Source organism: Planktothricoides sp. SR001 (genome assembly GCF_001276715.1).
Classification (GTDB): Bacteria; Cyanobacteriota; Cyanobacteriia; order Cyanobacteriales; family Laspinemataceae; genus Planktothricoides; species Planktothricoides raciborskii.
In genome coordinates this window covers 1-13347 of sequence record NZ_LIUQ01000090.1, presented here as the reverse complement: position 1 = coordinate 13347, position 13347 = coordinate 1, and the positions used below count along the sequence as shown (strand labels likewise).

Annotated in this window: 9 protein-coding genes and 1 pseudogene; 8 read left to right on the top strand and 2 right to left on the bottom strand. The window is 41.7% G+C overall.

What is annotated here, in order from left to right; translation table 11 throughout:
• Positions 1-18: 18 nt before the first annotated feature.
• Together AM228_RS27600 and AM228_RS27595 are read right to left on the bottom strand one after the other, a co-directional pair.
• The gene (locus AM228_RS27600; RefSeq protein WP_197285438.1) at positions 19-1935 is read right to left on the bottom strand and encodes an SLC13 family permease; all 1917 of its coding nucleotides are present in this window, start codon (positions 1933-1935) and stop codon (positions 19-21) included.
• Positions 1936-2680: 745 nt separating this feature from the next.
• Entirely contained in the window at positions 2681-3019 is a 339-nt protein-coding gene (locus tag AM228_RS27595; protein WP_054470121.1) for a type II toxin-antitoxin system HicB family antitoxin, read from the bottom strand.
• Positions 3020-3171: 152 nt separating this feature from the next.
• On the opposite strand from AM228_RS27595, the pseudogene AM228_RS37080 reads away from it, so the two are divergent.
• The 8 genes and pseudogenes from AM228_RS37080 to AM228_RS34670 form a co-directional block, all read left to right on the top strand.
• A pseudogene (locus tag AM228_RS37080) lies at positions 3172-3291 on the top strand (hydantoinase/oxoprolinase N-terminal domain-containing protein); the annotation flags it as partial.
• Positions 3292-3463: 172 nt separating this feature from the next.
• On the top strand, positions 3464-3700 hold the full coding sequence (locus tag AM228_RS27590; protein ID WP_322096599.1) for a nucleotidyltransferase family protein: 237 nt from the start codon (positions 3464-3466) through the stop codon (positions 3698-3700).
• Positions 3690-4043 (top strand): DUF86 domain-containing protein, encoded by a 354-nt coding sequence (locus AM228_RS27585; protein WP_054470119.1) that lies wholly within the window; start codon positions 3690-3692, stop codon positions 4041-4043. Before AM228_RS27590 ends, AM228_RS27585 begins: the two co-directional genes overlap by 11 nt.
• Positions 4044-4262: 219 nt before the next feature.
• Entirely contained in the window at positions 4263-7970 is a 3708-nt protein-coding gene (locus tag AM228_RS27575; protein WP_054470117.1) for a hydantoinase B/oxoprolinase family protein, read from the top strand.
• 130 nt (positions 7971-8100) lie between these two features.
• Positions 8101-9066 carry an AAA family ATPase gene (locus tag AM228_RS27570; protein WP_197285437.1) on the top strand — a complete coding sequence of 322 codons (966 nt, stop codon included), beginning with the start codon at positions 8101-8103 and terminating at the stop codon, positions 9064-9066.
• A 55-nt stretch (positions 9067-9121) separates the two neighbouring features.
• Complete coding sequence (locus AM228_RS27565) at positions 9122-10366, top strand: AAA family ATPase (RefSeq protein WP_054470115.1); 1245 nt, start codon at positions 9122-9124, stop codon at positions 10364-10366.
• A gap of 265 nt (positions 10367-10631) precedes the next feature.
• Positions 10632-11963, top strand: a complete 1332-nt coding sequence (locus AM228_RS27560; protein ID WP_054470114.1) for an AAA family ATPase — start codon at positions 10632-10634, stop codon at positions 11961-11963.
• The coding region (locus tag AM228_RS34670; RefSeq protein WP_054470113.1) for an HNH endonuclease at positions 11960-13347 on the top strand (1388 nt) is incomplete at its 3' end. The genes AM228_RS27560 and AM228_RS34670, both read left to right, overlap by 4 nt.

The window sequence follows — 13347 nt, the reverse complement described above, 5'->3', positions numbered from 1 at the left end:
CGCACTAACAACTAACAACTAAAAAGGGTAAATTAATGGTGCGATCGCCACCGTAACGATGCCAAGTAAGACATCCATAGGCAAGCCAATCAGCAGAAAATCAGTAAACTTATATCCTCCAGGCCCGTAAACCATCATATTAGTTTGATAACCAACCGGGGTAGCAAAACCCGCAGAAGCCCCAATCATAACTGAAATGACAAACGGCATGAAATCAACGCCTAAGTTTTGAGCAATGGAGATAGAAATCGGAAACATAATCGCGGCAGCAGCATTGTTAGTAATAATTTCTGTAATTACGACTGTGAGGGTATAAACGACCGCTAATACTACCCAAGGATTATCCCCAGCGATGCTAATACAAGTAGAGGCGATCGCCTGTGCTGCACCCGTATTCTCCAGGGCGTCACCAATTCCCAAAGCAGCGCCAATTACCAGCAATACCGACCATTCAATACTCTGTAATGAACGATTGGGTGAACAGCAACCTGTCACCAACATCGCGATTGCCGCACCAATTGATACATTCAACATACTTACCCAATTAAAGCCAGCAACGATAACCATTACTGCTAAAATCGCGATCGCCCAAGGAGCTTTCTCATGGCGCAACGGTTCAGAATCAGGAATACTACTCACTAAATAAAAATCTTTGGAAGCTCGCTGTTTTTCCAAAAACATCGGATGAGCTTCTAATAACAAATTATCTCCTGGTTCGAGAACAATATCCCCAATTTTGCCTAACAATCTTTTACCATTTCTGGCCACTGCCAAAACTACCGCATTATAGCGACTTCTGAACTGTCCTTCACGAATGGTTTTATTCACCAATGGACAAGTATTAGAAACCACCGCCTCAATCATGCACCGTTCAGTCCGGGGACTATTCAGCTTAAACACTTGATCCGTTGCCGGTTGCAGTCCACGCATCTGATGCAAATCAAGCACCGACTCGACGATCCCAACAAATACCAGTTGGTCATTTTCGCGCAACACTTCCTTGGGACTGACTGCCGGTAATACTTGATTCCCCCGGACAATTTCTGCCAGATACAATCCCGGTAGATGGCGGAGTCCTGCATCTTCAACGTTTTTTCCGGCCAGGGGACTCTGTGGTGATACCACCATTTCTATCGTGTACTGACGCAGTTCATCAGTGTTGCCCAGCACAGGTTTACGGATGGGTAATAGCCACCCTTGAGTCAAATAAAGAAATGCGGTTCCTGCCACCGCACAGGGCAGCCCCACCCCAGTAATATCAAACATCCCTAAGCCTGGATGATCGGTGTTGGCAATCAATAATCCATTCACCACCAGGTTGGTGCTGGTGCCAATCAAAGTGCAGATACCGCCGAAAATCGCAGCATAACTCACTGGAATCATTAATTTAGATGGGCTGATGCTGATTTTGCGGCACCAATCTTTCACCACTGGGATAAACATCGCCACCACAGGAGTATTATTCAGAAAAGCGCTCAACCCGATAATGGGTGGCATTAAGCGCAGTAGCGCCGCTTTTTCTCCTTTGGGCAACCCCAGCACCCGCTGAGAAATCCAGCCCAAGGCTCCAGTTTGCTGAAGTCCAGTGACGACCATATAGAGGACGCCAACTGTAACCATCCCCTCGTTGCTAAATCCAGCTAGGGCACTTTTTGTATCCAAAATCCCGCTGAGTAATAACACCGATAAAGCCCCAAGAAAGACAATTTCTGCCGGTAATGAGGTAAACCCATTCAACAGTAGGGCCACTAGAGTCACTGCCATACTCACCCATGCTTGCCACCCAAGAGTCGCCAGTTGGGAGTTTACCCAGACATCCCAAAAGGCGATTATGATCGCCACCGTGGTACTTAGTAGCATTAGTAAAAACCATTGCTTTTTATTATTTTTCTTTGGAATCAACCAATCTCGTAAAAATTGCGAGGTTCGCATCATAGAGAAACTTCCTTAAAACTGAGCCAACTATCCTGAGTTGTATTCTAATCTCAGTCGCAAAAAAAAGATCGATTTCACAAAAAATAAAAAAAATATTCAAAAAAAATTACAAACGTATATTGTTTGGATAAAAATTAGTTTGATGTAATTTAAAATATTTAATAATATTAAATATTTTAAATTACTGTTTTTTTTGTGATAATAAGCTAATTTTATATTTTTATTATATAAAAATATGCTAATCTGTAATTGACTGATTCATTGATTTGCTTGGTCAAAAACATAGCAAGATTGATTCTATAGGCTTTACTTAAAATCATCAACATAACATAACAAATGGGTTTCAGTACAGACCACTGTTATTGTGCAATCCAGCGAGCCAATTTAGACGATTCAGAAAAATCAGAAAAAACTGTGAATTATTATGGTTTGAAATATTATAAAGCGATATATATAAAGCGACATGAAGTTTTGGCGATCGCTACCAAAAATAAAGCCTACAGGTAATGGTAGTTAAATCGTCAGCCCATAAGCTTATAGTCAGCCGTAAGCAGTTAGCTGATAGCTGATAGGTGATAGCTTTTAAGCTTAGATTATTTCCTGCTGCCATGATAATAAATCATACCATATGATTGCCAGATGACGCAGTTAATGAGTAAGCGATCGCCCCTCAAAAAGAAACCGGGTTTCTGCGACTTTTGCATGAAAACAGAGATTTTCTCAAGAAACCTGGTTTCTGATTCTTTTAAGCATTCAGAGCTTTATCAGCCATCTCGCTTAACACCTCATCCATCCAAGCATTAATACTTTTGCCCGCTTTTTTCGCCGCAATAAAAATTTTCCTGTGAGTTTCGGGACTCGTGCGATAAGGCAACTTTCCAGAAAACGTTTTTTCTGGTTTTTCCCCTAATTTTTGGCAAAATTCTAGATAATCATCAACTGAATTTTGGAATTCTTGACGAGCTTCTTCTACTGTTTTTCCCTGAAATGTGATGACATCATTAATATCCAGGACTGTGCCAAATAGGATATCTGCTTCGGCATCGACTTCAACTTGACCTGTGTAACCTTTGTAAGTGAACATAGTAAATCAATATTTTTGATGAAAGTGTCTGTAATCAAAACTGGAAAAATATAAATTGCTCCATAACCCAAAAACCAAAGCCACTAGAAAAATCATTTGATTTAATGATATCATATTATAATTTTATTGACAATAAAATTGGCGTAAGTGATATGACAAAGCAAAATAGCTGGGAATTCTGGATCGATCGCGGCGGCACATTTACCGATATTGTTGCCAAACGTCCCGACGGAAAATTAGTGATTCATAAAGTGTTATCGGAAAATCCCGATTATTTGGCGATCGCCAAAGCAACCACTATCTATGTGACAAGTCGGCGATCGCTGTTTTCGATGCGATATAATTTAGACGATTCAGCAAAAACTGTGAATTATCCTTTTAACTCTTATGAAGCGAGACGAAGTATTGGCGATCGTTGCCAAACATCAAGGCGAATTACAGGCAATGGGAGTTAAATCTTTAGCCTTATTTGGTTCCGTGGCTAGAGATGAAGCAAAACCGGATAGTGATGTGGATTTTTTAGTGGAATTTGACGATCGCCCCATTGGATTGTTTGACGTGAGTCGAGTCCGTTTGTATTTAGAAGATGTTTTAGGTTGTTCGGTGGATATGGGAAGTCCAGACTCGCTGAAGCCATACTTGCGCGATCGCGTTTTAAAGGAGGCGATTTGTGCCTTCTAGAGAATCCATCGATAGAATTCGTGATATTTTAGCTGCAATTAAGCGAATAGAAAAGCGCACAGCAGAGGTAAACTTTTCCGAATTTGAAGCTAATGATACCATTGCCAATGCTTGTCTCTATGACTTCATGATCATTGGTGAAGCGGCTATCAATATTGACACCGAACTCAAGACCTACTATTCTCAGATTCCCTGGCGCTTAATGGGGGATATGCGTAACGTGATTGCACATGAATACTTCCAAGTTGAACTAGATATTGTTTGGCATACCATCCAAAATTATTTACCTCCTTTGATTCCGCAATTAGAAGCAATATTGCAGCAGGAAGGAGTTATTGAGTAAGCGATTCGCGCAGCGATCCGATCGAAGCGGAATCGTCCCTGAAAAGAAACCGGGTTTTTGCCATCAATGCCTGGATCAAAACAGAGGTTTAATTCAGAAATCCGGTTTTTGGTTTTATTTTCTGGATCGTTCTGGTAGCCATGAGTTTAAACCCGTGGCTACCATTATTTGTAAAATTTGCTAGTATTTTTTACATATTCTCTTTAAGGACAAAAAATGATGAGTAATATTTATACCAATCTAAATCCCTGGGAATTCTGGATCGATCGCGGCGGCACATTTACCGATATTGTTGCCAAACGTCCCGACGGACAATTAGTGATTCATAAAGTGTTATCGGAAAATCCTGATCGCTATAGTGACGCCCCTTGTCAGGGAATTCGAGAAATTTTGGGCATTCCCACAGATGAACCCATCCCTGGGGAATTGATTTCCGCAGTAAAAATGGGCACTACCGTGGCAACAAATGCCCTATTAGAACGGAAAGGCGATCGCACGGTTTTAGTCATTACCCAAGGATTTCGAGATGCCTTGCGAATTGGTTATCAAAATCGCCCGGATATTTTTGCGCGAGAAATTGTTCTGCCAGAAATGCTTTATGAACAAGCGATCGAAGTCGCCGAACGCTACAATGCCCACGGGGAAGAATTGCAACCCGTAAATGAAGCGCCATTAATTGCCCAATTGCAGCAAGCATATAACAGCGGCATTCGTTCTTGCGCGATCGCATTAATGCATGGCTATCGCTATCCGAAACACGAACAGCAAATTGCCGAAATTGCCCGCAAAATTGGCTTTACTCAAATTTCCGTTTCCCACCAAGTTAGCCCCTTAATGAAATTAGTTAGCCGGGGAGATACTACCGTAGTCGATGCCTATCTTTCTCCTATTTTACGCCGCTATGTCGATCGCGTTGCCGGACAACTTTCCGACAACCAATCCCAGCAATCCGCCCCAACATTAATGTTTATGCAATCAAATGGTGGGTTAACAGATGCCCAAAAATTTCAAGGCAAAGATAGCATCTTATCTGGGCCTGCGGGGGGCATTGTTGGGGCAGTTCAAACCAGTAAAATGGCCGGTTTTGATAAAATTATCACCTTTGACATGGGGGGAACTTCCACCGACGTAGCCCATTATAACGGCGAATACGAACGAGAATTTGAAACAGAAATTGCTGGGGTTCGCCTCCGAACTCCCATGATGTCAATTAATACCGTCGCTGCCGGTGGGGGTTCAATTTTATTTTTTGATGGGTCACGATATCGGGTCGGGCCGGAGTCTGCCGGGGCAAATCCTGGGCCTGCTTGTTATCGCCAAAATGGGCCATTAACGGTGACTGATTGTAATGTCATGTTAGGCAAAATTCAGCCGCAATTTTTCCCTAAAGTATTTGGCAAAAATGGTGATTTACCTTTAGATGGGGAAATTGTCCGGCAAAAATTTCATCAATTAACTACAGAAATTAACGCGAAAACTGGTAGCAATTCCACCCCGGAACAAGTAGCCGCCGGATTTTTAGCGATCGCGGTGGAAAATATGGCCAATGCCATCAAAAAAATATCCTTACAACGGGGTTATGACGTTTCTGAATATACCCTCTGTTGTTTTGGCGGCGCCGGGGGACAACACGCTTGCCAAATTGCCGAAACTTTAGGCATGAAACAAGTATTTATCCATCCTTATGCTGGAGTTTTATCGGCTTTCGGCATGGGATTAGCGGATGTTCGCGTGATTCAGCAACGGGCAATTGAAGCCCCATTATCCCCAGAATTATTATCAAAATTGCAGCAAATATTCACTGAATTAGCTGCAAAAGGTAAACAAGAAATCGCCAATAACGATATCAGTGATTTAACAGAAAATCAAGATTGCCAAGTTTTCCCCAAAGTCCAGCTAAAATATCAGGGAACGGATTCATCCTTGATTGTAGATTTTACCGAAAATGTGGCCACTATGCAAGCCGAATTTGCAGCCGCGCACCAGCAACGTTATGGCTTTATTCAACCAGAAAAAGCCCTAATTGTTGAGGCTGTTTCTGTGGAAGTGGTGCAAATTATGGATAGTCCCGAAGACCCCATAATTTATCGTCACAGTCCCGAACCTCCCTCACCCATTGCCACGGTACAAATGTATGTAGGCGATCGCTGGCAAGAAACTCCCGTTTTTCAGCGGGATAATTTACAACCGGGAGATATAATTACCGGCCCTGGGATTATTATTGAAGCAACGGGAACGAATGCGATCGCGCCCAATTGGCAGGCCAAAATCACCGAGAAAAATCATTTAATTCTCACCAAACAAACAGCAATTTCCTCCTCTCCCGTTTCCCCAAAAACAACCCATATCACCGCCAAACCAGACCCGGTAATGTTGGAAATTTTCAACAACTTATTTCGGGCGATCGCGGAACAAATGGGCATCACCTTGCAAAACACCGCCTCCTCCGTCAACATCAAAGAACGCCTCGACTTTTCTTGTGCCATATTCGATCAAAACGGACAATTAGTAGCCAACGCCCCTCATATTCCCGTCCATCTTGGGTCAATGAGTGAAAGCGTTCAAGCCCTAATCAAAGACAAAAACAACACCCTACAACCGGGGGATGTTTATATTTCCAATAACCCCTACAATGGCGGCACCCATTTACCTGACATCACCGTCATCACCCCTGTATTTCTAACCGAATCATCCCAAAAATCCGCTGCCCCATCCGGTGCGCCCATCTTCTACCTTGCCTCTCGTGGACACCATGCAGACATTGGCGGAATTACTCCCGGTTCCATGCCTCCTAACAGTACCTCCGTAGAACAAGAAGGCATATTATTTGACAATTTCCAGTTAGTTTCTCGCGGTAAATTCCAAGAAAACGAACTACTGGAAAAACTCAACTCCAGCCCCTATCCTGCCCGCAACCAAGCCCAAAATATCGCCGACTTGCAAGCGCAAATTGCCGCCAACAAACGGGGAATTCAAGAAATAGAAAACATGGTCAACCATTTCGGCTTAGAAACCGTCCAAGCCTATATGGGATATGTGCAGAACAATGCCGAAGAATCGGTTCGCCGAGTGATTAACGTTCTCAAAGATGGGGAATTTACCTATCTTATGGATGCAGGAGGAACCATCCAGGTAAAAGTCACTTTAGACAAAACCACCCGCAGCGCCAAAATCGACTTTACCGGCACATCTCCCCAACAAAATAGCAATTTTAACGCCCCGGCTGCGGTATGTAAAGCGGCGGTTCTCTATGTATTTCGTACCCTAGTTGATGACAATATACCCCTCAATGCTGGTTGCATGAAACCATTAGAAATTATCATTCCCGAAGGCTGTATGCTAAACCCCCAATATCCCGCTGCGGTAGTTGCCGGAAATGTCGAGACATCCCAGGCGATCGTGGATGCTTTATATGGGGCATTAGGAGTGATGGCCGCATCCCAAGGAACCATGAATAACTTCACTTTTGGTAATAAAAAATATCAATATTATGAAACCATTTGTGGCGGTTCTGGGGCTGGGCAAACCTTCAATGGAACTGATGCAGTGCATACGCACATGACCAACTCTCGGTTAACCGATCCAGAAGTTTTAGAATGGCGTTTTCCCGTCATATTAGAAAGTTTTGCCATTCGGGAAAATAGTGGCGGTAAAGGACAATATCGCGGGGGCAATGGGGTGATTCGTTGCCTGCGTTTCCAAGAACAAATGACCGCCGGTATTTTATCGAATCATCGGCTTATTTCTCCCTTTGGGTTAAATGGTGGCAGTGACGGGGCTTTGGGTAAAAATTATGTCCAACGTCGCGATGGAACTGTGGAACAATTAGACAGTACCGGGGCAGTAGAAATGTATCCGGGAGATATGTTTATTATTGAAACTCCTGGGGGCGGTGGCTATGGCCATGATTTGATTGAGGAATCATAAACATTGAGAACATTGGGCAAAGCATTCGCGGATTAGTCCTAACGCTTAACCGATAGGTTTGGGCGCGAATGCTTTGCCCCTACAAGATATAATGGGCTATAATCCAATTATTCATAAACAGTGAATGACCATGAAAATTCAGCGAATTGAAATTCAGAATTTCCGAGTATTCGATCATTTTACCTGCGATTTAACTGACCCCTGTTTAATTGTGGGAAATAAAGGCAGTGGCAAAACTAGCCTAATGGAAGCATTGGCGATCGCTGCTGGTTCCCTGTTTTTAGGGTTTAGCGATATTCCATATCGTAATATTCATAAAGAAGATGTGCGGAAGTGTCCGGTAGTAATTTCATGTCAAGGGATAGTGAATGGACAAGGAATTAGTTGGAAGCGAACTATAGAAAAGGAAAACGGCAGAACTACTTCGGTTCATGCTAAAGAAATAGAAAAAATTGCCCAGCAACTTCAGCAAGGAATTCGCAAGGGAGAAGATATTATTCTACCAATAGTTGCTTATTATAGTGCAAAGCGATGGCCGAGCAAAAAATTGAAAGCTATTGAAGCGAATAAGCCAAAGTCAGTTATTTTAGGTAATTTGAATTGGTTTAATCCGACAAAAAATTATAAACAACTCTGGGAATGGTTCAAAATCATGGAATTAATAGCCAGACAAGAGGGACAACCCTGGGAGGTCTTTATGGCAGTGAAAGAAGCGATCGCCGACTGTTCGGAAAATATAAAAGATGTTGTTTACGATCTACGGCAAGAGGAATTACTTTTAAAACTAGAAAATCAAGAAATAAATTTTTGTGATTTGGATAAGCAAAATCGCAATTTATATAATTTATTAGGAATGGTCGCGGATATTGCTTATCGCTGCGCTGTCCTAAATCCTCAGTTATACGAACAAGCAACCAAACAAACCCCTGGAGTGGTATTAATCGATGACTTAGAATTGCATCTAGATTCAGAATTGGAAAAAAATATAATGAACAAGCTTCGGCAGATATTTCCCATGATACAATTTATTGGGACAACCCAATCACCGCTGATTACCATAGAACCCCAGCAAATTGTCAACCTTAAATCATTATAGTCTCTAGCAGTCATCAAAGGTCAAATTTAGCCTTGTTTAAGGATTGGAGAAAACTATGAAAATTAACCGAATCATACTTGAGAACTTTAGATGCTTTGAAAACGAGGAGTTTGAACTCTCATCGCCTTATACTTTAATTATTGGGAATAATGGTAAAGGGAAGACAGCGATTTTGGATGCGATCGCTGTTGGGATTAGTGCTTTACTATCAGAGGTTAGTGAATCAGGTTCTTTGCTTTTCTTAAAAGATAATGACGTGCGTCTCGCATCATATAAAAAAGGTAGAAACATTGACATTCAGCCTCAATATCCGGCTTCAGTAAGCTGTGAAGGAATTTTTGCAGAACAAGAAATTACCTGGACGCAATCTTTAGTCCGCAGCAATCTTAAGGTTAAGATAGATAAGACAATAGAAGATTTATCTAAAAAGCTGAAGGAAATCGCGTTTAATGGTCAAACTGACCTTTTACCTCTCATCATTTATTATGGAACAGATCGTCTCTGGATTCCCAACCAAAATCAAACAAAGGAAAATCAAGATGAGAATAATTCCGTAAAAGAATCCCGAACTAAAGGCTATGAGAATTGTTTCGATACTGACTTAAATATAACCTGGTTAACTGATTGGCTGAGAAAGAAAGAAGAAAAAGCCTTAAAATCAGCGCGGAGTGATGCACTAGAAGTCGTGACCAGTGCTCTTGCTGACTGTATGGAAGATGAAGACTGGCAGACGATTACTTATGATTCGATGAAAAATGAGGTTTTGGCTGAGGCAAAAGATGGGCGTTTACTGCCCCTGCGACTCCTGAGTGATGGGGTGCGGAATATGTTCGCAATGGTTGCGGATATGGCTTATCGGGCGGCCATGTTGAATCCTCACTTAGGCAAGAATGCGGCTAAAGAAACACCGGGCATTGTATTAATTGATGAAATTGATTTACACCTGCATCCTAGTTGGCAGCGCGGTGTGGTGGAAGCATTACATCGTACCTTCCCAAATATTCAGTTTATCGCTACTACTCATTCACCATTTATTATCCAGTCTCTCCGTCGTGAATTAGGAAAATTAATTAGTTTAGATGCTCAAGAAACAATCGATTATGATAAGTATGACAATCAATCCATTACAGATATTGTTAAAAATGTGATGGGTATTGAAGTACCGCAACAAAGCGATCGCGATCCAAAAATGAAGGCTACTGCGGAGGAATATATTCCATATAGCGACAATCCTGCTTATGAAGCATTTCTTCAACGGAAAAAACTCGTAGACGGTTTTGATACGGAGGCTACAAAATGAAACCTGTTAGGTAAACAAGCGATCGAGCAAACCCCTGAAGTGGTATTAATTGATGACTTAGAATTGCATCTAGATTCAGAATTGGAAAAAAATATAATGAACAAGCTTCGGCAGATATTTCCCATGATACAATTTATTGGGACAACCCAATCATCGCTGATTAGCGAGGAAATAGAACGCCAGCAAATTGTCAACCTGAAATCATTATAGTCTCTAGCAGTCATCAAAGGTCAAATTTAGCCTTGTTTAAGGATTGGAGAAAACTATGAAAATTAACCGAATCATACTTGAGAACTTTAAATGCTTTGAAAACGAGGAGTTTGAACTTTCAGCCCCCTATACTTTAATTATTGGGGCTAACGGTAAAGGGAAGACAGCGATTCTGGATGCGATCGCGGTTGGGATTAGTGCTTTGTTATCAGAGGTTAGTGAACCAGATTCGTTACGTTCCTTAAAAGATCGCGACGTGCGTCTCAAATTATATAAAAAAGGTAGAAACATTGACATTCAGCCTCAATATCCGGCTTCAGTAAGCTGTGAAGGAATTTTTGCAGAACAAGAAATTAACTGGACGCAATCTTTGGCTGATACAGGGAATAAGCCTAGGACAGATAAAACCATAAAGACTTTATCTCAAAATCTCAATAAAATGATCTCTAATGGTCAAAATAGCCTTTTACCTCTCATCGTTTATTATGGAACAGATCGTCTCTGGATTCCCAACCAAAATCAAACAAAAGAAAATCAAGATGAGAATAATTCCGTAAAAGAATCCCGAACTAAAGGCTATGAAAATTGTTTCCGTCCTGGCTCAAATATAACCTGGTTAACTGATTGGCTGAGAAAGGAAGAAAAAGAAGCCTTAGAATCAGGAAAGCGGAGTGATGCATTAGAAGTCGTGACCAGTGCTGTTGCCAAGTGTATGGAAGATGAAGACTGGCAGACAATTACTTATGATTTGAATAAAAGTGAAGTATTGGCTGAGGCAAAAGATGGGCGGTTATTACCCCTAGGAGTTCTCAGTGATGGGGTGCGGAATATGTTAGCAATGGTTGCGGATATGGCTTATCGGGCGGCCATGTTGAATCCTCACTTAGGCAAGGATGCGGCTAAAGAAACACCGGGCATTGTATTAATTGATGAAATTGATTTACACCTGCATCCTAGTTGGCAGCGCGGTGTGGTGGAAGCATTACATCGTACCTTCCCAAATATTCAGTTTATCGCCACCACTCATTCACCATTTATTATCCAGTCTCTCCGGTTAGGAGACCTGATTAACTTGGATAATGAAAAAAATCTTCAGTATTATAACAGAAGTATTGAAGATATTGTGGCTCTGATCATGGGTATAGACGTACCACATAAGGGTCAGCGATTTTTACGGATGGAAGCAGATGCTGAAAAATACTCGCAGTTAATAGAAGAGGCGAAAAATGCTAAAACATTTGACCCAGAAAAGCTAAGAAAAATTGAAGATCAACTAAATGAATTAGAAGCGCAATTAAAAATGCGATACAGTGATGATGCGGCTTATCATGCTTTTCTCAGAATGAACCGGAGAGCAGCCCTATCTGCTCAGGAGGTAGCCAAATGAGACCAGTCGATAAAGGACGTTGGCCAGAAGATCCTAATACTAATGCTCCTAAAGTGTTTAAATCCGATCGCAAAAAAAAGGATGATACTTACAAAAAGGCAAAGCCCGATCTGATTTGTAGATTAGGTCCTTATTGTTCTTATTGCGAAACCAAGTTAGAGGCTCGGTATTTGAATGTAGAACATAAGTTGCCAAAAAGCTTGCATCCATCCTTGAGAGGAGATTGGGGTAACTTCCTACTTGCCTGTGGTTCTTGCAATGATGCTAAATCAGATAAAGACATAGAGTTAGATGATGTCTATTGGCCTGAGATCGATAATACATCCAGCATTTTTGAGTACCAATATCAGGAAAGAGAAGATCGGGAAAAAATTGTAATTATCAAGGTTAACTCTAATCTTAGCGAGTATCAACAAGACAAAGCGCAAAGAACCTTGGAGTTAACTGGTCTAAATCGCTATCCGGGCGGTTCTGATGAACCTAGACCCGCAGATGAAAGATATGAACATCGCACAGAAGCTTGGAACAAGGCGCATTGGTGTCTAAAACTTTTGCAAAAATCAGATGACGAAGAAATGCGTAAAGGTATTGTTGATCAAGCAAAGGATAAAGGATTTTTCTCTGTGTGGATGACAGTATTTCAAGACGACCCGGATATGTTAAAGCTTTTTATTGAGGCTTTTCCCGGAACTGCGAGAAAGGAGTGTTTTGATGAACAAGGCAGACCGAAGCCTACTATTAGTAGATCCAAGTCTTCCACTAATGTTGAACCTCAACCATCATACGATTCTCATATATCGGATGATGAGCCAGAATCTCTATTGGAAGAAGAGGAAGAAACCTCAACAGAACCGGAGGCTGAAACACCACAACCTGATGCTGAATTTTTACCCGTGGATGACTCTTTTAGATCGGAAGAAAACAGCAGATCGCTATTCACACGATTAATCGATGCTTTTTCAGGAAATCGTCAAGATTATATCGGCGATCGCGATGAATTACTGTCTTTAGAAGATTCGGAACTAGAATCAGAAGATTTTCTATCAGAAGAATCAGCAGAATCAGAATCCCCGGATGAACCGGAAACGGAAACTGAGGCGATCGATTCGGAACCAGAATCAGAAGATTTTCTATCAGAAGAATCAGCAGAATCAGAATCCCCGGATGAACCGGAAACGGAAACTGAGGCGATCGATTCGGAACCTGAATCAGAAGATTTTCTATCAGAAGAATCAGCAGAATCAGAATCCCCGGATGAACCGGAAACTGAAACTGAGGCGATCGATTCGGAAACTGAATCAGAAGATTCTATGGAAACTGAGGCGATCGATTCGGAACCTGAACAACCTGAAGCAACTGTTAATCGTCAACCTCAACCAACACA

Coding starts and splice junctions, on each gene's coding strand:
- AM228_RS27595 (WP_054470121.1), bottom strand. CDS start 3,019: ATGTTCACTTACAAAGGTTACACAGGTCAAGTTGAAGTCGATGCCGAA.
- AM228_RS27590 (WP_322096599.1), top strand. CDS start 3,464: ATGGGAGTTAAATCTTTAGCCTTATTTGGTTCCGTGGCTAGAGATGAA.
- AM228_RS27570 (WP_197285437.1), top strand. CDS start 8,101: ATGAAAATTCAGCGAATTGAAATTCAGAATTTCCGAGTATTCGATCAT.
- AM228_RS27560 (WP_054470114.1), top strand. CDS start 10,632: ATGAAAATTAACCGAATCATACTTGAGAACTTTAAATGCTTTGAAAAC.
- AM228_RS27600 (WP_197285438.1), bottom strand. CDS start 1,935: ATGATGCGAACCTCGCAATTTTTACGAGATTGGTTGATTCCAAAGAAA.
- AM228_RS27565 (WP_054470115.1), top strand. CDS start 9,122: ATGAAAATTAACCGAATCATACTTGAGAACTTTAGATGCTTTGAAAAC.
- AM228_RS27575 (WP_054470117.1), top strand. CDS start 4,263: ATGAGTAATATTTATACCAATCTAAATCCCTGGGAATTCTGGATCGAT.